Genomic DNA, 18,729 nt, shown 5'->3' with positions numbered 1-18,729 from the left:
CCCGCTCTTTTACATAAGCGGTTTTAAACGGTGAACAAGGTAGTGTCAAAAGTTCTATGAAAGGTTAGGAAGTGACGAGATATAGGGGTAAGCGATAGCGGAGGTATGGGGAACAGAGGTTTTGCGAGGCGATAAGTACGGGACGAGAGCGGTAATAAGCAGGTAAGAGGCAGAGTTATCCTGAGGTTGAGTAAAGCTCTTTGACAAGAGGATCAGCTACGCAGCAAGCTTCATCGATATGTCGATGATCTTACACCACTGATCCTGGATGGTGGGTATAGACTGAAGATCATCGATGACGATAGGTGTTTTGTAGCCTAGGCTGCTGTGCGGTCTTAAGAAGTTATAGTGAGTAACGACGAGAGTGGTGAGGATTATGGCGCCGTAGAATGAGTCAAAGCCACACGCTGAGCGGGTATGGGACTTGTAAGTACGCATGAGGCGTTCGATTATTTGTTTGAAAGGGCGATAGGTTTCTGACTCCTGATCAAGGTTTTGCAGGCCGATTACCTTGCGGTGTTTGAGAGGGTGGCCGTTTTTGGAGGAGTTGACGAAATGGGTGGCATCGCCATAAGAAGGGTTGCCATCGCTGACGAGAGTAAGAGATTGCATGGGGTGAGCGGTTCTGATGGCTTCTTTAAGGGCGCAGACGGCGGGAAGAACAGAGCGATCATGCGCGACATGATAGGCAATAATTTTAAGTGAGCGGATGGCGACAGCCAGGAAGGTAAATGCCCATTTGCCCGCGACCTTGATGTATGTTTCATCAATGGCAGCTATCGTATCAATAGAGCCTTTGAAGTTGCGATTGAAGCGGTGGCACCAATAGGCTGCGGCTTCGGAGTAGTTGAGGACGGTCTGATAAGAGATGCGGATATTGAACACCTGTCTGAGCATGAGCGCGGTTTTGCGGGCGGAGAGAGCAAAGGATATGTGGAAGGTAAGGATAAGGCCGACGAGGCTGGGATGGGCATGGATGCGGCTTAAATCGACTGTCGGTTGCATAGGTGAAGAGGGAGCGAGTTGTTGATCTTTGAAGTGATAGACGCGGTATTGGTAGCAGAGTTTAAACTGAGATACGCGCTTTCTACGTTCTTTTTTCTCGCTTGGGTTGAGCTTGTTGAGGTTCTCGAGATAGCGGGGGCAGTTATCGTTGCAGCACTTATAGATGGTAAAGAGAGGTTTTTGTTTCCAGAGGTAGAGCGCATTGTGACAGTAGGGGCACCAGAAGGCTGTTTTGGGTTGCCGTTTGTGTTTGCCAATTTGTGAGAGGGTGTAACAGACTTTGCAACGGATTTGAGAACGACGAGTGCCATCGTTGTAGTAGAGGTAGCGATGTGGGGCGTTGCAGCAGGGGCATTTGATGTGTTTTGGGACGAGAAGTTTCTGAGATCGATGGGAAACAGGTTCTAACGGTTTGCCGTGTTCTTTGGGATATCGCGCAAGAAGTTCTTTCCAAGAACAAGTTCGATCTTTTTTTTAAGGGGTTCTGATATTGGCGGCAAGGGATCGACGGAGAAGTTGCGGTAGTTTGGATGTTTCTCTTTGAAATCATCGCGCGGTTTAACTTCCGGGTTACGATCGACGAGGATTCTGACAAGGCCTGCGACAATGAATTCGATTTCTTTGCGGTTAAACTTGCTGCAGATCCAGATGATAAAGCGATCGAGCTTTTTCATGGGTGACATGCTCCTTTTGTAGAGAGGGCAATGCGGTAATTATACGCGAAAAAGGATTTCAGAGCACGGAGTTACCCATCCCGCCGTGGCGGGACCCTCGCCGAGCCGAGCTCTGCAGAAACGCTCGGCCTCGGGCTCATGTGGATAACTCCTGGGGGTGAAATAGAGGGTAAAAACCCCTGAAAATAGGGGGAGGAAGCTAATTTTGCAGCAACATGCTTAACTCTAGTGAGTTAGGCAATATTTAAGATAAAAATTTTGACAGTACCGTGAACAAGGAAAGGAGGATGATATGGGAATAGCAGATGGCATAAAGAGGATCACTGAGGATATCATATCCTCGTATGATCTCAGGGTAAAGTCACTCGGGCAACTTGTGGGCGATGTTCATGAGACGCTGAATGGCTTTACGTCCGATAGGAAGAAGATGAGCGCGGAACAGGCTCAATTTCTGGGGGGCTTCGTGGGAGATCTGACCAAGAATGTCGGAAATCTCCTTGGCGGGTTTCAGAAAGATCACAAGGAAATGACCGACGACCTCAGAAAGAGTCTCGCGAAGAACACTAAAGATATCGAGACGCACGTCAGAAACAAGCTGAAAGAGTTTTCCGACGCCCACGCTGATATGAGCGAGGAACAAAGGAAGGATCTTGCCAAGTTTGCGGCGGATTTAGTGAATGGCACCAGGAAGATGTTGAAGGGGTTAGCGGATGAGAACGGCAGGATGGCGGCAAATTGGTGGGCGATGTCCGCTGCCATGGCAAAGAGAAGAGGCGGCAAGCCTATCGGGGTCGAAGCCAGGGCTGGGGTAAAGACTGTTGAAGAGGCTGTCGCGAAGCCGAAAAAGAAAAGAGGAAGACCAAAGAAGAGAGGATAAACTCGCCCCTGACTGGGAAGCCTGTCTGAAGGACCGGCAGGCGGCGGTGGTGGAGGAGATTTCTCAAATCCCCCCTAACCCCCCTTTTCCAAAGGGGGGAACGAGGGGAGAAGGCAATGAAGGTGGCGAAGGCCCTCCAATTCTCCCCCCCTTTAACAAAGGGGGGAACGGGGTGAAAGCAGATCTGCCAAAGAGGGATCCGCCCTCATAGTTCCCTTTTCAAAGGGGGGAACAGGGTGAGAGCAAATCTTCCAAAGAGGGGGCCGTGCCCATAGCCCCCTTTTTCAAAAGGGGGAACGGGGGGAGAAGGCAATGAAGGTGGCGAAGGCCCTCCAATTCCCCCCCCTTTAGCAAAGGGGGGCAGGGGGGATTTAGCCGGGGATTGGCGGAAGGGGGAAAATCCCCCCTAACCCCCTTTTCCAAAGGGGGAGACGATGGGGGGAAGGCCAGGGTGAGGGGAGGTGGAAATTGGGCAAAATAAGATGCGCTTTTTGTAAAGGAAAAGGTATAGACCCGTTTAATCTGCTATCCGAGCTTGCCACCTGTCAGGTATGCGGAGGCACAGGTAAGGTTGAGGTTGTGGAGCCGGCGATTAAATGCGCTTTTTGTAACGCAACCGGTGTCTATCCTCATAATGCCCGGGTTACCTGCACTGTATGTGATGGCAAAGGTATGGTCACAGTTAAAGGCGCTGCCGAAGAGTGCCCTAAATGTAAAGGTACTGGCGCAGAGATAGATAGTGGGTTACCTTGTATCAAATGCGGGGGCAAAGGGGTTGTTCGCAAATGAGGCTGGTCCATGGGAATGTATCAGGCGACATGAAATCTATCTGTGAAAATATTATAACAGGTCACGAAGATAGAAAGAGCGGCATCAGAGAGCTGAAGAAACAAGCTGCCGCTGTTCAAGATAATGCCAGGAAGTTTTTAGCTGATTCCAGGAAGTTTCATCAGGAAATGGCTAAAGAGCAAAAAGCATATTTACAAAGGAAGAGAGATGAGCTAATCAAAAATGTCAATGCCCTGAGGAAAGACTTTAAGAAGAAAGAGCAGGAAATAAAAGCAGATTTGGCTGAAGCAAGCAGAACCTGGAACAAAATGAATGAGACTCTAAGAAGCAAGAAATCGAATTCCCTGCCTGCGCCAGGGCTTCGGCGGGCAGGCAGACAAACAGAAAAGGGGTGATATAAAATGGTTGATGAGATGACCACAGTATTGGAGCCAAGTCCTCTGCCGGACTTTGTGGAAACCAAGTATATCAAGGATGTTACCGATAGGAGCCTTTCCTATATTAAGGCCGGCTTTCCGGTTCACTTCAGGGGGGTATCCGGCACCGGCAAGACAACGTTGGCTATGCATATCGCGAGTAAAATAGGACGGCCGGTGGTGATGATTCATGGAGATGAAGAGTTTACCACCTCTGATTTAGTCGGTGGCGAGTATGGCTATCGAATCAGAAAGGTGGTTGACCGCTTTGTATCCAGGGTTTTGAAGGTAGAAGAGGATATGATAAAGAGATGGGTGGATAACCGGCTGACCGTTGCCTGTAAGTACGGATTTACGCTGATCTATGACGAATTCACCCGGTCGCGCCCGGAAGCTAATAATATTCTCCTCTCCATCCTTCAGGAGAAGATGATGGATTTGCCGGTGGGAAGAGGTGGAGAAGAACCATATTTAAGGGTTGATCCTGATTTTACCGCTGTTTTTACCTCCAACCCTGAGGAATATGCCGGGGTACACAGGAGTCAGGATGCGCTAAGGGATAGAATGATTACCATGGACCTGGAGCACTTTGACTATGAGACAGAGCTGGCAATAACCCAGGCGAAATCCAAGCTCTCAAAACACCATGCCGAGAAGGTAGTTAATATTGTCAGGGGCTTGAGGGAATCGGGAAAGTGCGAATTCGCTCCAACCATCCGCGGCTGTATTATGATTGCAAAAACGCTTAAAGTCCAGAATATGACTCCTTCCAACTCAGATGGGTTCCTGAAGATGTGTCAGGATATCCTGGCATCTGAGACAAGCCGGGTTGGCTCAAGGACGAATCAAGCCAGGGTGAAAGAAGTAGTCAGAGATCTTGTGGAAAAGGAACTTGGCAAGGCCAGGAGCGCAGAGAAGATTGGACAGAAATCCGAGAAAGAAACCTCTGTAGTATAGATTTTGAGCAATAACAAAGCGACATTGGAGGTGAATGAGATGACACTTATGCGGGCATTATCCAGGGTGGATAAAGAAGGAAATATTAAACTTCCCGGCAATATTCAGCGGGCGGCGGATTTTAAGGAAGGCCAGGTGGTTGAGCTGAAAATCATAGGAGCAAGTAAGAAAAAGAGCGTTCTGATTACTTTAAGAGGGGTGACAAGATAGAGATTTTTTAGAGATCTTAATGGGGAGGGGAAAATGGTCAGAGGAGTTACGGAATTAAGCGGTTTGAGAGAGGTAAGGACTCTGCATAGCGCCAAAAAGAGATCAATCCCCAGAGTGCAAAGCTCTACCTATCTCGATTTATATATGTTGAAAAAAGAGAAGGATAGGCTGGAAAAGGAAACTTATATTTTAGATAAAAGAAAAAAGAGTATGCAAAAAAGGATTGATGAGATTAACGCGGAAATGAAAAAACTAGAAGAAGCGGAACCTAGAAGAAGCCAGGCAGATCCCGGGGGATTCAAAAAGCCTCCATCCAAAGACTGGAAGACCATGCATCTAAAATATTAAAGAAAATCCTAATTTAATAGGCGGGCAAGATAATGATGTGGAAAACCTTTGATTTCAAAAGTCAAAAGGCAGGCAGGAGAGGAGAAGTCCTAAGTAAACACGTCTATAGATGTGGATTTTGTGGCGGAAGAGGGTTTATGCCTTCCAAGAAAAGCACAAGCTGTTTTGTTTGTTCAGGCGTCGGGACTATAAATATTCAACCGCCTGCGGTGATATGCGCTTATTGTAATGGTACGGGGAAATCGCATCTGAATCCCGACCTTGCCTGTATTGTCTGCCGTGGAAAAGGCGTTGTAAACGTGCATACCAAGAAGGTTGAGGTATGCCTTTCCTGCAAAGGAAGAGGCCGGGAGAAAGGATGCGGTCTTCCCTGTTCAAAATGCAGGGGGATAGGCGTAGTTGCAGGATAAATAACCAGGGTGAGGGTATGAAAATAGAAGAAGTGGGTAAGGCAATTACAGATTTTTTTAAAAAGACTCTTGGTAGGGACGCAAAAGTAATAAAGATAGCCAGATCTCAGGAGGGATGGATAGGCGAAGCGGAGATTTACGAGGAGAGTTCATTTATCAAATCTTTAGGTCTCCCTACCCGAGTTCAGGATAGAAATGTTTACGAGATTACATTAACTGATGCTTTGGAGGCGGTCTCTTTCGCGCGAAAAGAAGAGAGGGTGGAAGAGCGATAACCGCCATACACATAATTTTACATAAGCGTGAGCATGCAGGAGGTAGAAAATGGTTGAGCAATTGGCGCATTCAATCCAGGCTACCAATCTCGCGGATATACTGGAACGGGTTCTGGACAAGGGAATAGTGATTGCCGGAGACATCAAGATACAGATCGCCGATATTGACCTTCTCAATATCAAAATAAGGCTCCTGATCGCCTCCGTTGATAAGGCCATGGAGATGGGGATCAACTGGTGGCAGCAGGACGCGTACCTTTCCACGAAGGCGAGGGAAAAGGAGTTCGAGAAGGAGAATGCGGTTTTGAAGAAGAGGCTTGAGCGTTTGGAGGCGAAGATAAAATAATTACCCCATTGATAACCATTTTAAAATCGGCATGGGGGTGAAATGACCGGCATGGAGCAGGAAACCCTGGATGTCATAGCTAAAAATGGGGATAGGCTTCATTACTATTTAATAGCCCAGGGATTAAGAATCAGTTCTCACTATGCGTATGTGATCTGCAAGGGGTTAGAGAGAAATGGTTTTGTTGATTTTGATGCCTTTAAAGGAATATGCAGCCTGACAAAACAAGGTAAAGATATAACAGAAAAGAGCTGGCTTCTTAAACTCAAGAGAAGAAAAGAGAGGACACAAGAGAAGATTAAGGAGAATAAAAAGAGGATTTTGCAGAACATTGAAACTATAAATTATTAAGTGGGGTCACACCCTAAATACTAACTTAGATCATAACAGGTTTTGGATGAGCATTCGTAGTTAGTATTCAGGGTGTGACCCTGAGGCCAGAGAGGAGGAGAGAGCCATGATAAAGGGGAAGAAGCCCGCCGGAGGCGGAGCCGCCCATGGCGGAAAAAAGGAAGGGGCGGATTTTGACATCGGTATGGGGCAATTCAGCCTGGGGGGGTTGTTCAAAGGGCTTGAGAAATTGGTGGACCTGGCGGAAGCCCTGAAAGAATCAGGCGGCGAAATCAAAAAAGAGGGCGAGATAGACCTGAGTCATCTGAAGGAAGGGATGAAGGGGGTTTTTGGTTTCTCTGTAAAAACCGCGCTCGGAGGCAGGCCGGTCTCTGTTGAGCCGTTTGGCCACAAGATCAAAAAAACTCCCCAGGGGCCGAGGGTCGAGGAGGAACGCGAACCGATCACCGACGTGTTTGACGAGAAGGAAGAGATCCGGGTGTATGCCGAAATGCCGGGGGTGAATGAAAAGGATATCAAGGTTGATTTGAAAGGGGATATCCTGGATATTTCAGCCAAATCAGGCGAAAGGAAATACCGCAAGGAGATCCTGCTTCCGGCAAAGGTTAAAGCGGATACGCTTCGCTCAAAATACAATAACGGCATGCTGGAAATCAAAGTGATGAAATGCCACTCACAGGATTAAATGATCACATTCGGGGTCACACCCTGAATACTGACTTAGACCATAGCAGGTTTTGGACGAGCATTCATAGTTAGTATTCAGGGTGTGACCCTGAGGCTGGAAACAGACGGATGGTTTTAGATATGAGAATGGATTTTCTGATAAAACTCAATAAATGCAGGCAGGTGGATTAAAAAGTTGAGACCGAGCAGGCCTTCCACCGGACTTTCAGAAGGTAAGTTATGACAGATTACATCGATACTTTTCAGGGTGAGCCCCATAAAACTTATTTCCAGGACTGTAATCAGAGGTACGAAAATCAATCCATTAGCAGTAGAAATTTCAATTCGTCTTTTGGTAAGAGTGGGATCGTAACCTATATCCCTGGCGATTTCTATGGGTATCATAGTATAAGTGGCTCCTGTATCCAGAGCCATTTTTATAGTACGCGAAGTAATATGGCCTTTGAGCACAACATAAATAGAGATTATCCCTTCTTTAAGAATTATCTTTTGCAGGGATTGTTTGGCCATATTAAAAAGCAGCAGCGTAACCTTTTGGGAAACCATCCTCAGAATAAACAACCAATGCGTGTCCTCTATAACGAGAGGACTTTGCATAAACCTCATCCCGATGGGGACTATGAGCCAGAAGTCTGCCGGTCAATGGTATGGTTCTTCTTTCATCCATTTTATCTAATGCGATCAAAAGCCATTCTCTATGGAACTTTTTACGAATTGTTTCGATTTTTTGAGTTTTCATATTTGTCACCCTGTTAGAATAATATCACAGAGAAGAAAAAAAGACAAGATTTCAAATCCATCACTAAAAGGCTTGTTAATACAGTACTGTAGGGGTTCGATTCATCGAACCCGAGAAATTATATCGGGCGCGATAAATCACGCCCCTACGGAACATGGGGATTGATCCAAAAACTGAGGCCTTGCAAGATTTCATAAAGAGAGGAGGGAACCATGGCAAAGGAAAAGAAGAAAAAGGAAGGGGCGGATTTTGACATCGGTATGGGGCAATTCAGCCTGGGGGGGTTGTTCAAAGGGCTTGAAAAATTGGTGGACCTGGCGGAATCCCTGAAAGAATCAGGCGGTGAGATCAAAAAAGAAGGCGAGATAGATCTGAGCCAGCTCAAGGAAGGCATGAAGGGGGTGTTCGGTTTTTCCGTGCGGACTGCCACGGGAGGAAAGCCGTTCAAGGTGGAGCCGTTCGGTCACAAGATCAAAAAAACTCCCCAGGGGCCGAAGGTTGAGGAGGAACGGGAACCGATCACCGACGTGTTTGACGAGAAGGAAGAGATCCGGGTGTACGCCGAAATGCCGGGGGTGAATGAAAAGGATATCAAGGTTGATTTGAAAGGGGATATCCTGGATATTTCAGCCAAATCCGGCGAAAGGAAATACCGCAAGGAGATCCTGCTCCCGGCAAAGGTTAAAGCGGATACGCTCCGCTCAAAATACAATAACGGCATGCTGGAAATCAAAGTGATGAAATGCCACTCACAGGATTAAATAATGACGCGCTAAAGCTGATTTTATTCGGCGGAAAGGGCGGGGTGGGAAAAACGACCTGTGCATCCAGCACAGGTTTTTATTTGGCCGGGCAATACAAGACATTGCTTATTTCCACCGATCCCGCCCATTCCCTTTCCGACTGTTTCGGCCAGAGCATCGGGGATGCCGTAACCGGGATTGACGGTGTTCAGAACCTGAGCGCGATTGAAGTAAGCGCGGACAAGGCGCTCTGCCGGTTCAAGGCGGAGTACGGGGATGAGATACGATGGATTCTCGACAGCTCGACCTATCTTGACAAGGCCGACATAGATTCCGTGTTCGCGCTCTCTATTCCGGGTATAGACGAGGTGATGGGGTTCAAAACGATCCTCGACCTTGTGGAGGAGGGGAAATTCGACAAGTATATCGTTGACACCGCGCCCACCGGACACGCCTTGAGGTTGTTGACGCTGCCCGGCATTCTCGATGACTGGATCAAGGTGGTCGCGAAGATGCGGTGGAAGTATCATCGAGTGGTTGAAGCCTTTTCGGGGCGGGCGAAGCCTGACAGGGCAGATGAGTTCCTCGTCGAAATGAAGAAGGTGGTAAAGCGGATCGAGGGTTTGCTCCGCGATGGTCAAGGCTGCCAATTCATCGTGGTGACCATTCCGGAGGAGATGGCGATCGCGGAAACGGAACGGCTGGTGAACAGCCTGCGCGTGGCGGGAATCAACGTAAGACAGATGGTGGTCAATAATGTGGTGAGGTCGAGCGACTGCGATTTCTGCAGGGAGCGGAGGAAGGGGCAGGAAAGATACATCAAAATGATAAAGGAAAAGTTCGGCGCATTTGAGATTACCCTGGTGCCGTTGCAGCCCGTGGAGGTGAGGGGAATCGAGTCGTTGGATAATTTCAGGCATTTGCTGTTTGGCGCGTAGAGAAACCTGCCTGACGGCAGGCAGGGAATTTCAGAAAAGCACGGATTGTAAGTAATGACAAATGTCAAATTTCAAATGACAAAGAAATGACAAAATCCCAATGACAAAACCTTAAATTTTTGTCATTTATGCTTTGGTATTTATCATCTCTCATTTGGTATTTGTCATTCATTTGACATTTGTGCTTTGTCATTTGGGATTTAAGTTAGCGAGCTAACTTAAATCGGTGAATGACGGAGGTTATGTGATGCTAAAAGTGAAAGAGGCTTTATCCAAGGATGTCGGGAGGTCTATCGCGAGAATAGATCCCGATGACATGAAGAAGCTCGGCGTTGAAGTGGGGGAGATCATCGAGGTTGAAGGGAAACGGAAGACGCCGGCAAAGGCGATGCCCTGTTACGCCCCGGATCGCGGCATGAAGATCATTCAGATGGACGGGATCTTACGCGAGAACGCGCAGGTGGGGCTCGATGACCGGGTAAAGATACATAAGGTGGAATCGAAACCCGCGCGGAGCGTGACGCTTTCCCCGTTGACCATGTCGGGCCTGGCGGACCGGGAGAAGGACAGCAAGTATATCGGGTCGCTCATTGACGGGCTTCCGGTGATGGTGGGCGACCGGATACGGGCGGTGCTCTTCGGCACGAGATCGTGCGATTTCAAGGTGCTCGACACGAGTCCCGATGGCGTGGTGGTGTTGAGCACCGCCACGATGATACGGATCAAGACCAAGGAGGCGCCGGAGAAGGGGCCCGCGAAGGTCTCGTACGAGGATATCGGCGGTCTCGGCACGCAGGTCCAGCGCATCAGGGAGATGGTGGAGCTGCCGCTGCGCTATCCCGAGGTATTCGAGCGGCTCGGCATCGACGCCCCCAAGGGCGTGTTCCTCCACGGGCCGCCGGGGTGCGGCAAGACATTGATCGCGCGCGCGGTGGCGCACGAGACGGACGCGTACTTTACCAGCATGAGCGGGCCTGAGTGCATGGGAAAATTTTACGGGGAATCGGAAGGGCGCATCCGGTCCCTCTTTGAGGAGGCCAAGGCGCATGCCCCCGCAATCATATTCATTGATGAGATCGAATCAATCGCTCCCAAGAGAGAAGATATGGGGGCTGAGAAACAGGTTGAGCGACGGGTGGTGGCCCAGCTCCTGGCGCTCATGGACGGATTGGAGTCACGGGGGCATGTGGTCGTCATGGCCGCGACCAACGTCCCCAATATAGTGGATCCGGCGCTGCGGCGGCCGGGGCGCTTCGACCGGGAGATAGCCATTCCCATCCCGGACAAAAACGGCAGGCTTGAGATACTTCATATCCACACGAGGGGCATGCCCCTGGCGCAGGACGTGAGCGTGGAGAAACTCGCGGGGATCACCCACGGTTTCGTGGGCGCCGATCTCGAGGCGCTTGCGCGGGAAGCGGCGATGTCGGCGTTGCGGAAGATCCTCCCGAAGATAGACTTTGAAATGGCCGATATCCCCTACGAGACGCTCATGAAGCTCGAGGTGACGATGGATGATTTCCTGGAAGCGATGAAGGAGGTCGAACCATCGGCCATACGAGAGGTGTTCGTGGAGGTGCCGGATGTCACATGGGAGGATGTGGGCGGGTTGGATACTATCAAGGAGGAGTTGAAAGAGGCGGTTGAGTGGCCGTTGAAGTACTCGGAGATATTTAAAAAGACAAACACCTCGCCTCCGAAGGGAATCCTCCTGTACGGAGCCCCGGGGACGGGGAAAACCCTCCTCGCGAAGGCGGTGGCAAACGAGAGCGGCGTGAACTTCATCTCGGTGAAAGGGCCCTCCCTCATATCAAAATACGTCGGGGAGAGCGAGCGGGGCATCCGGGAGATCTTCAAGAAGGCGAAACAGGCGTCTCCCACCATCCTTTTCTTTGACGAGATCGACAGCATTGTGCCCCTCCGGGGGTCGAGTTCCACTGACGCCCATGTGACGGAGCGGGTGATAAGCCAGTTTCTGACGGAAATGGACGGGATAGAGGAGCTCAAGGGCGTGCTGGTGCTGGGGGCGACCAACAGGCTGGACCTTGTTGACCCGGCGCTGCTCAGGAGCGGCAGATTTGATCTGCTCCTCGAGCTGCCGATCCCCGACGAAGCGGCGCGGGGAAAGATATTCAAGATCCATGTCAAAAACAAACCCCTCGCCCCGGACATTGATATAAGGAAGCTGGCCAGGGACACCGGGGGCAAGTCGGGGTCTGATATCGAGCTTATATGCCGCAAGGCGGCGATGATTGCCATACGGGAGTTTATCGAACGAAAACCGAAGGGGAAGGACTCGCCCACCATTGAGAAGAGGCATTTCGAAGAAGCGATGAAGTTGGTCGAGAGCGCGCGGAATTCGCGGTCGCCGGCCGGCCACAAGGCTTGAGGAATGGTATCATGAAGCGGGAGGGCAAATATATCTATGGGATTATTGAATCTGATAAGGAGCTTTACTTCGAGCAGCCCGGGATTGAAGGAGGGGAACAGGTGTACACCATCCCCCATATGGATATCGCTGCGGTGGTGAGCAACTCCGAGCTGTACGACTACAACGCGCTGATAAAAGACGAAGTCGCGCGGCGACTAATACATCATCAGCAGGTGCTCGAGAGCGTGATGCGGCGATTCGCGGTTATCCCGATGAGAGTGGGGACCTATGCGGAGAGCATGAGCGAAGCGCAGGATGTTCTCGCCCGGGGGTATGAGTTGGCGCGGGAGGTATTTAAGAAAATCGCCGATAAGGTGGAGATTGACGTCGCGGTGACCTGGAGTGATTTTAACGCGTTGCTTAAAGAGACCGGGGGGAGGAAAGAGGTTCAGGATATCAAGGCAAAGGTCCTCGCGAGTTCAAACGGGGTGACTCCCCAGGATCAGATGACGGTAGGGCTTATTGTTAAAAAGGCGCTGGATGAACAGAGAAAAGCGTGCGCGGCGGCTATTCACCATGAGCTTACAGCGGTGAGCTGTGGGTTCAGGGACCACGAGCTCATGGATGACACGATGGTGATGAACAGCGCGTTCCTCGTCTCGCGTGAGAATCGAGAGATATTCGATGCGAAGGTGGATAAGCTCAATGCCCGGTTTGAGGAGAAGCTGAATTTTCGGCGCATCGGACCGCTCCCCCCGTACAGTTTCTTCACGCTTGAGGTGAAAAAACTGGGGAGCGACGAGGTCAATTGGGCGAGGCGGATTTTTAGTCTGGGCGACACGGCCACACGGGCGGATATCAAGAAGATTCGTCAGAAATTAGCGTTCTCATCGCATCCGGACACTAATCCTGACGGAACCGATATGGAGAAGGTGTTTGATGATCTCACCAGAGCGTGGAAGATTCTCGAAGAGTACGCCCGGGCGTCGGAGCAGGGAGGGGACAGTGAGAACCTGTCATTTAAGGCGAGCGATATACGGAGAAGCGCGATCCTCGTCAGACTGAGGGAGTGACATGGAAAAAGAAGGCAAATACATCTATTGCATCATCGGGACAAAGCAGGAGAGAAATTTCGGAGCTATCGGCATAGGCGGGAGAGGCGACGAGATTCTCACGATCGGCTATGAGAACCTCAGCATGGTGGTGAGCAATCATCCCATGACGCGGTTTGTGGTCAATCGCGACAATATGCTCGCGCACGAGAAGGTGATCGAGGAAGTGATGAAGGAGTTCGACGGCGTGCTCCCGGTGCGCTTCGGCACCGTCGCGGAGGACGCCGATGAGATACGCAACCTGCTCGATAGAAGATACAGGGAGTTCAAACATGCCTTAAGGGATATGGATCACAAGGTCGAGCTTGGCGTCAAGGGGCTGTGGAAGGATATGGATGTCATATACCGGGAGATCGGCGAAAAGAACAAGGAGATCAAGCAACTCAAGGAGACCCTGCGGAAATCGAAGGGCAATGGGGGTATTGAGGAGCGGGTCGAGCTGGGCAAGATGGTTGAGCAGGCGCTGGCCAAAAAGAAGCGGCAGGAGGCGGAGAGGGTGGTGGACGCGCTGCGGCGAACTGCTTACGACCATAAGCTCAATAATACCACTGACGACAGGATGTTCATCAATGCCGCCTTCCTGGTGGACAAGGGGCGGGAGAAGGAATTTGACAATATCATGGATGACCTGGGCAGGAAATACAAAGATAGAATGACGTTCATGTACGCCGGGCCGCTGCCGGTGTTCAACTTTGTGAATATCGTCATCTACCAGGAAGAATGGGAAAAATAGAATTCAATGACAAATGTCAAAATCCCTGCCTGCCGGCAGGTGGGCAAATGTCAAATAAATGACAAAATCCGAATGACAAATAACAAATAAATGGGGGCGGGGTGAAAGAGGGTAAGTATATCTATTGTATAATCGCGGCTGGAGAGCCCGATGCCTTCGGCCCTGTCGGGATCGGCGGCAGGGGGGATGAGGTGCGGAGCTTCGGCGTCAATGACGTCGCCGCCGTGGTCAGCAATTCCCCGGTCAAGGAATACAGGATATCGCGGGAAAACACGATCGCACATGAGCGCGCGATCGAAGAGGTAATGAAGCATCACACGGTGCTGCCCGTCAGGTTCTGCACCATCGCGGAGAGCGAGGACAAGGTGCGGAGGATACTGGAGAAGGAGCACGACCGATTCGCGCAGATGTTGCGGCAGATGGAGGGGAAAAAGGAGCTCGGTCTCAAGGCGGTGTTCAAGGAAGAATTTATTTATCCGTCCATTCTGGAAAAATATGAGCATATACGGCGGACCAAGGAGAAGATCGCGACGCTGCCGGCGGATAAAACCCATTATCAGCGCATGGAAATAGGCAGGATGGTTGAGGAGGCGCTCGGGAAGGAGCGGGAGGCATATCGCGAGAAGATAATGGAATTTCTCACACCCGTCGCGCTGGAGACCAAGACCAATGCCACGTATGGGGAGCGGATGATCCTGAATGCGGCCTTCCTGGTTGAGGAAAAACGCGAAGAGGAGTTTGATAGGGCGGTCGAAGGGCTTGTGGAAAAATATGGCGAGGCTGTTAAGTTTAAATATGTGGGCACGCTCCCGCCGTTCAATTTCGTGAATCTGGTGATAAAGACAGACAAGTACTAATGACAAATTTCAAATGACAAACAGGAGAAGAGTCGAGACACAGGAAGAGACGAACTACTAGAATGACAAATGATAAACAAATGACAATAGGAAGAAAATTTGACATTTATGATAGAGCCCTGGAGTTTGCAGCGAGGGTTGCGAGGCTGATAAGCAGGTTGGACAAAAGCCAGGCTTTGATAGAGTACGGGAAGCAGGTAATCAGGGCAAGCGGTTCGATCGGCGCGAATATGGAAGAAGCGGATGGAGCTCTTACGAGGAAAGATTTTGTGAACAAAATGGGAATTGCCAGGAGGGAGGCGCGAGAGTCAAGACACTGGCTGCGCTTGATAAAAAAGGTGGATTTGGTGAGGGAGCCGGAGGATAGAGGAGAACTTGATTGGCAGTTAGGTGAGGCAGAAGAATTATTGCTTATCCTGAGCAGCATTATAAATAAGACTCTAAAAAGTGGTTGAGCTAGTTAGATTTTGTCATTTGTCATTTATTTGGATTTTGGCATTTGTCATTTGTCATTAACAAGGTGGTCTTGGTATGTTCCTTATCGACGATATACTTCTCTCTCCTCTCAAGATGATTGTCTGGCTCGGGAGGAAGATCGACGAGGTCGCGCAGAAGGAGTTCTCCGATGAGGGGAGGATAAAGGAGAAACTGATGGAGTTGCAGCTCAGGTTCGAGCTGGACGAGATAAATGAGGAGGAGTACAACAGACAGGAGAAGGAGTTGCTGGAACGATTGGACGCGGCGAGAGGGAAGTAAATCCCCCCCAACCCCCCTTTACAAAGGGGGGAAATGAGGGATGGATTTCCTCCCCCTTTGAAAAAGGGGGACAGAGGGGGATTTGGGGAGGGGGCAACGTCCTAAAAAATGACAAATGGTTTGAATTTTGGGATTTGGGGTTTGGGATTTGGGATTTCCCTTATGGAGAGGAGGTGCGGTCATGGCAACCATTCAGGAAGCGGGGAAAGCGGTCAGCGAATTTTTAAAGAAAGCGCTCAGCGCGAAAGAAGCCAAGGTCATTAAGGTTGCCCGGGTGAGCGACGGGTGGGAGACCGAGGCGGAGGTGTATGAGGAGAGCGCCTTTATGAAATCCATCGGGCTCCCGGTCAAGGTGCAGGACAGGAACATTTATAAGGTCAAGCTCAGCGCCGACCTGGAAGTGCAGTCGTACGGACGTAAAGAGGAGGAAGAGTCATCCGAATGAGCGATGCGGAAAGTGGCGAGAAAGGTCTTATCTACCTGTATTGTGTGACCGACAGGGAGCCTGCGCCAGGCCATGTGGCGGGGATCGCGAAGGCCCCGGTCGTGGTGTGTCATCACGGTCTTTACGCCGTGGTGAGCGCGGTGACAGGGGAGGAGTTTGGAGAAGAGGGGCTGAAAAAGCATCTCTCTGATTTCGAGTGGGTCAAAGTAAAGGCGAATATTCATAACAAGGTAATCGAGGGAGTTATGGAAGCCGGCGCGGTAGTCCCGTTCAAATTGGGAACTGTTTTTAAAACTGATGCGAACCTCCGGGGCTGGTTGGAGAAATACGAGGAAGAACTGAAGGATTTGTTGAGCGAACTCGACGGAAAAGAGGAGTGGGGGCTGAAGCTCTATTGCGATATCGGTAAATTACGGGCATTTCTCGGGACACAGGATAAAGAGGTCGCGCAAATGGATAAAGAGATCGGCGCTTCCTCGGCTGGGAAGGGCTTTCTGTTGAAAAAGAAAAGGGATGAGTTGCTCGATGTTCTGGTTGATAAAAAGCTGAACGAGTATGGTCAGGAGATGTATGACAGGCTGTGCGCATTGAGCATGCGCGCGCGCATAAACAAGCTGCTTCCGCGGGAAGTTACCGAGAGGAACGATGATATGATCCTGAATGCCGCCTTCCTCGTGGACAAGAATGAGCTGGGCGGTTTTATCAATGCGACAAATGATTTCAAAGATAGGTTCTCTTCTTCCGGTCTTTCATTTGACTGTACCGGGCCATGGCCGCCGTATAACTTCTGCGCGTTGTCGGAGAAACAGCATGGTAGATAAAGTCGTAATAAAATCAAGGGACGTCACGCTCCTCGAGGTTCTCGACCGGGTGTTGAACAAGGGCGTGGTGATCAGCGGCGATATAGTTATATCGGTGGCTGATGTGGACCTTGTTTACCTGGGATTGAAGGTGTTGCTGAGTTCGGTCGAGACCATGGAGAAGCTGCGAGGGACGCCGTTTGCGGGGGGACAGGAAGAGCCGACATAGGAAATGACAAATGACAAATAAATGACAAAAATCCCTGCCTGCCGGCAGGCAGGCAAATGACAAATGAATGACAAAGGCCAAATGACAAATCAGCAGAATGACAAATGACAGATGAATGACAAAAGCCAAATGACAATTAAATTTTGGGATTTGGGATTTATTTGGGATTTGGAGTTTGGGATTTGGGATTTAAAGTGATCTACACCTATTGCGTGATAGATTCCGGTGATAAGCTCAAAGGCCGGATAAAGGGTCTGGATGGCGCGATTATCTATAATATTCCCCATCGCGATATCGGTTTAATTTCGAGCGAAATAGGGAGGGGAATAACGGATACAGGTAAAACGGATGTCCTCAGGCACGAAGAGGTGGTGGAAAGAGAAATGGGTAATTATGTCGTCCTGCCCATGAGATTCAACACGGTCTTCAATACAAGGGATGATGCTGTGTGCATTCTTAAAAAACACTACGGTGAATTCAAGGAAAATATCAACAGGCTCAGGGACAAGGTGGAATTCGGCGTCAGGGTTATCTGGCCGGGGGAAGTGATAAAAGAAAACATCGCGCACGCGCATAAGGGTTCAACGGCCGGGTCAGGCGCGTCGGGAGACACTCCGGCAAAAAGGTACATGAAGGAGAAGCTGGCGGAACATGAAATAGAGAAGGCATTTGAAAAGGAAGCTGAACAACATATCCTTGCCCTGGAGAGTGTGTTAAAAGACTGCATTTCAGAAAAGAAGGTGGAGAAGCTTAAAAGCTGCGATCTGCTTCTTGACGCGAATTATCTTGTAAAAAAAGGAGCGGCGGGAGATTTCCGGGAAGCGTTTGAGCATTTTAAAAAAGAACACAGTGATTTTAAATATTTATTCAGCGGCCCTTGGCCTCCGTATAATTTTGTGAGAGTGAAAATCCCCCCTCATCCGCCCTTTTAATAAAATTGGGCTGGGGGATTAACTGGCAGCCTCGGAATTTCAATAACTTTGGGATTTGGGATTTAAGTTAGCGCAAGCTAACGTGAGGTATTGCATGAAGCGCAAAGTCGAGACTGATTCACCTGAGTTGTTTATGAACGAGCTTGATAAAATACAGGACGCCCTTCCCAAAAAAATTGACGCGAACCCAAAGAACGTGGAGAAGGGATTGGCGAAGCTGGTGCTCACGCTGGTAGAATTGATCAGAAAGCTGCTTGAAAAACAGGCGCTGCGGCGGATAGAAGGGGGCAGCCTGACGGACGAACAGATTGAGCAGGTTGGCGAGACCCTGATGAAGTTGGAGAACAAGATAAAGGAGCTCAAAGGGATTTTTGGGCTCAAGGATGAGGAGCTCAACATAAACCTGGGGCCGTTGGGAGACCTAATGTGAGGGGGTGCAGGCCATGAAAAAGGAATCCAGGGCGATAAGTTGCCGGAAGTTTCAGAGGCAGGAGGATGCGATCAAGAGCATTACGGATACTATCAACGCGGCCAAGGGGGCCGCGGAGAAGGCTGAGTTCGCCGGGGAACTGAAAAAGGCCGTGGACGTCCTTCTCTCCTGCAAAGATCATGATAATGAGAAATTCGATTGCAGGAATTGTCATCTCATTGCGTACATACGCCAGAAGACCGCGGATCTTATTATACGGGCAAAGAATCTGGCATGAATGAAAAGGGCCAACGCCCGAA

The 18,729-nt window shown here is 49.9% G+C and carries 28 protein-coding genes; 24 read left to right on the top strand and 4 right to left on the bottom strand.

Translation table 11 applies throughout. The annotated features are described in order from the left end of the window. Positions 1-216 precede the first annotated feature (216 nt). Positions 217-1,005 carry a DDE-type integrase/transposase/recombinase gene (locus NTX71_09370; GenBank protein ID MCX6340109.1) on the bottom strand — a complete coding sequence of 263 codons (789 nt, stop codon included), beginning with the start codon at positions 1,003-1,005 and terminating at the stop codon, positions 217-219. Positions 1,006-1,026: 21 nt separating this feature from the next. Here NTX71_09370 and NTX71_09365 point away from each other — a divergent pair, with 21 nt between their 5' ends. Next, positions 1,027-1,269, top strand: coding sequence for a hypothetical protein (locus NTX71_09365; GenBank protein MCX6340108.1), 243 nt, complete (start codon positions 1,027-1,029; stop codon positions 1,267-1,269). Positions 1,270-1,409: 140 nt separating this feature from the next. Here the strand turns inward: NTX71_09365 and NTX71_09360 are convergent, their stop codons facing one another. Further along, positions 1,410-1,679, bottom strand: a complete 270-nt coding sequence (locus NTX71_09360; GenBank protein ID MCX6340107.1) for a hypothetical protein — start codon at positions 1,677-1,679, stop codon at positions 1,410-1,412. 292 nt (positions 1,680-1,971) lie between these two features. Between NTX71_09360 and NTX71_09355 the strand changes: the two genes are divergently transcribed. The 9 genes from NTX71_09355 to NTX71_09315 all read left to right on the top strand — a co-directional run bounded on the left by NTX71_09355 (position 1,972) and on the right by NTX71_09315 (position 7,343). Further along, a complete protein-coding gene (locus tag NTX71_09355; GenBank protein ID MCX6340106.1) occupies positions 1,972-2,556 on the top strand; it encodes a hypothetical protein in 585 nt (194 codons plus the stop codon). Between the two features lie 818 nt (positions 2,557-3,374). Continuing rightward, positions 3,375-3,740, top strand: a complete 366-nt coding sequence (locus NTX71_09350) for a hypothetical protein (protein ID MCX6340105.1) — start codon at positions 3,375-3,377, stop codon at positions 3,738-3,740. 6 nt (positions 3,741-3,746) lie between these two features. Then, a complete protein-coding gene (gene gvpN / locus NTX71_09345; protein ID MCX6340104.1) occupies positions 3,747-4,718 on the top strand; it encodes a gas vesicle protein GvpN in 972 nt (323 codons plus the stop codon). Positions 4,719-4,757: 39 nt separating this feature from the next. Beyond that, positions 4,758-4,928 carry a hypothetical protein gene (locus NTX71_09340; protein MCX6340103.1) on the top strand — a complete coding sequence of 57 codons (171 nt, stop codon included), beginning with the start codon at positions 4,758-4,760 and terminating at the stop codon, positions 4,926-4,928. Between the two features lie 33 nt (positions 4,929-4,961). Continuing rightward, positions 4,962-5,276 carry a hypothetical protein gene (locus NTX71_09335; protein ID MCX6340102.1) on the top strand — a complete coding sequence of 105 codons (315 nt, stop codon included), beginning with the start codon at positions 4,962-4,964 and terminating at the stop codon, positions 5,274-5,276. A gap of 427 nt (positions 5,277-5,703) precedes the next feature. Beyond that, positions 5,704-5,961, top strand: a complete 258-nt coding sequence (locus NTX71_09330) for a hypothetical protein (protein MCX6340101.1) — start codon at positions 5,704-5,706, stop codon at positions 5,959-5,961. 49 nt (positions 5,962-6,010) lie between these two features. After that, positions 6,011-6,307, top strand: a complete 297-nt coding sequence (locus tag NTX71_09325) for a gas vesicle protein (protein MCX6340100.1) — start codon at positions 6,011-6,013, stop codon at positions 6,305-6,307. Between the two features lie 42 nt (positions 6,308-6,349). Continuing rightward, positions 6,350-6,658: a hypothetical protein gene (locus NTX71_09320; protein ID MCX6340099.1), complete on the top strand. Its 309-nt coding sequence runs from the start codon at positions 6,350-6,352 to the stop codon at positions 6,656-6,658. Between the two features lie 106 nt (positions 6,659-6,764). After that, positions 6,765-7,343: an Hsp20/alpha crystallin family protein gene (locus NTX71_09315; protein ID MCX6340098.1), complete on the top strand. Its 579-nt coding sequence runs from the start codon at positions 6,765-6,767 to the stop codon at positions 7,341-7,343. Between the two features lie 116 nt (positions 7,344-7,459). Here NTX71_09315 and NTX71_09310 read toward each other — a convergent pair whose 3' ends face one another. Next, entirely contained in the window at positions 7,460-7,855 is a 396-nt protein-coding gene (locus NTX71_09310) for a retropepsin-like aspartic protease (protein MCX6340097.1), read from the bottom strand. A 1-nt stretch (position 7,856) separates the two neighbouring features. Then, a complete protein-coding gene (locus NTX71_09305; protein MCX6340096.1) occupies positions 7,857-8,084 on the bottom strand; it encodes a hypothetical protein in 228 nt (75 codons plus the stop codon). A gap of 212 nt (positions 8,085-8,296) precedes the next feature. Between NTX71_09305 and NTX71_09300 the strand changes: the two genes are divergently transcribed. The 14 genes from NTX71_09300 (at position 8,297) to NTX71_09235 (ending at position 18,707) form a co-directional block, all read left to right on the top strand. Further along, the gene (locus NTX71_09300; protein ID MCX6340095.1) at positions 8,297-8,845 is read left to right on the top strand and encodes an Hsp20/alpha crystallin family protein; all 549 of its coding nucleotides are present in this window, start codon (positions 8,297-8,299) and stop codon (positions 8,843-8,845) included. After that, positions 8,827-9,765 carry an ArsA family ATPase gene (locus NTX71_09295; protein ID MCX6340094.1) on the top strand — a complete coding sequence of 313 codons (939 nt, stop codon included), beginning with the start codon at positions 8,827-8,829 and terminating at the stop codon, positions 9,763-9,765. Before NTX71_09300 ends, NTX71_09295 begins: the two co-directional genes overlap by 19 nt. 247 nt (positions 9,766-10,012) lie before the next feature. Beyond that, on the top strand, positions 10,013-12,154 hold the full coding sequence (locus NTX71_09290; protein MCX6340093.1) for a CDC48 family AAA ATPase: 2,142 nt from the start codon (positions 10,013-10,015) through the stop codon (positions 12,152-12,154). An 11-nt stretch (positions 12,155-12,165) separates the two neighbouring features. Continuing rightward, on the top strand, positions 12,166-13,209 hold the full coding sequence (locus tag NTX71_09285) for a GvpL/GvpF family gas vesicle protein (GenBank protein ID MCX6340092.1): 1,044 nt from the start codon (positions 12,166-12,168) through the stop codon (positions 13,207-13,209). Between the two features lies 1 nt (position 13,210). Continuing rightward, positions 13,211-13,981: a GvpL/GvpF family gas vesicle protein gene (locus NTX71_09280; GenBank protein ID MCX6340091.1), complete on the top strand. Its 771-nt coding sequence runs from the start codon at positions 13,211-13,213 to the stop codon at positions 13,979-13,981. Positions 13,982-14,082: 101 nt separating this feature from the next. Further along, positions 14,083-14,838, top strand: coding sequence for a GvpL/GvpF family gas vesicle protein (locus tag NTX71_09275; GenBank protein MCX6340090.1), 756 nt, complete (start codon positions 14,083-14,085; stop codon positions 14,836-14,838). Positions 14,839-14,900: 62 nt separating this feature from the next. Next, positions 14,901-15,293, top strand: coding sequence for a four helix bundle protein (locus NTX71_09270; protein ID MCX6340089.1), 393 nt, complete (start codon positions 14,901-14,903; stop codon positions 15,291-15,293). Between the two features lie 76 nt (positions 15,294-15,369). Beyond that, the gene (locus NTX71_09265) at positions 15,370-15,594 is read left to right on the top strand and encodes a gas vesicle protein GvpG (protein ID MCX6340088.1); all 225 of its coding nucleotides are present in this window, start codon (positions 15,370-15,372) and stop codon (positions 15,592-15,594) included. Between the two features lie 181 nt (positions 15,595-15,775). Next, positions 15,776-16,039, top strand: a complete 264-nt coding sequence (locus tag NTX71_09260) for a gas vesicle protein (GenBank protein ID MCX6340087.1) — start codon at positions 15,776-15,778, stop codon at positions 16,037-16,039. Beyond that, positions 16,036-16,860: a GvpL/GvpF family gas vesicle protein gene (locus tag NTX71_09255; protein ID MCX6340086.1), complete on the top strand. Its 825-nt coding sequence runs from the start codon at positions 16,036-16,038 to the stop codon at positions 16,858-16,860. The genes NTX71_09260 and NTX71_09255 overlap by 4 nt, the downstream gene beginning before the upstream one ends. Further along, positions 16,850-17,068, top strand: coding sequence for a gas vesicle protein (locus tag NTX71_09250; GenBank protein MCX6340085.1), 219 nt, complete (start codon positions 16,850-16,852; stop codon positions 17,066-17,068). The genes NTX71_09255 and NTX71_09250 overlap by 11 nt, the downstream gene beginning before the upstream one ends. 182 nt (positions 17,069-17,250) lie before the next feature. Further along, positions 17,251-18,000, top strand: a complete 750-nt coding sequence (locus NTX71_09245; GenBank protein ID MCX6340084.1) for a GvpL/GvpF family gas vesicle protein — start codon at positions 17,251-17,253, stop codon at positions 17,998-18,000. 94 nt (positions 18,001-18,094) lie between these two features. Next, the gene (locus NTX71_09240; protein ID MCX6340083.1) at positions 18,095-18,430 is read left to right on the top strand and encodes a gas vesicle protein K; all 336 of its coding nucleotides are present in this window, start codon (positions 18,095-18,097) and stop codon (positions 18,428-18,430) included. Positions 18,431-18,443: 13 nt separating this feature from the next. Beyond that, complete coding sequence (locus tag NTX71_09235) at positions 18,444-18,707, top strand: hypothetical protein (GenBank protein MCX6340082.1); 264 nt, start codon at positions 18,444-18,446, stop codon at positions 18,705-18,707. Positions 18,708-18,729: the final 22 nt, after the last annotated feature.

Source organism: Candidatus Auribacterota bacterium, assembly GCA_026392035.1.
In the GTDB taxonomy this organism is placed as follows: domain Bacteria; phylum Auribacterota; class Tritonobacteria; order UBA1439; family UBA1439; genus JAPLCX01.
Note: the sequence above shows the minus strand (reverse complement) of the source record. Positions and strands in the feature narration are given on the sequence as shown.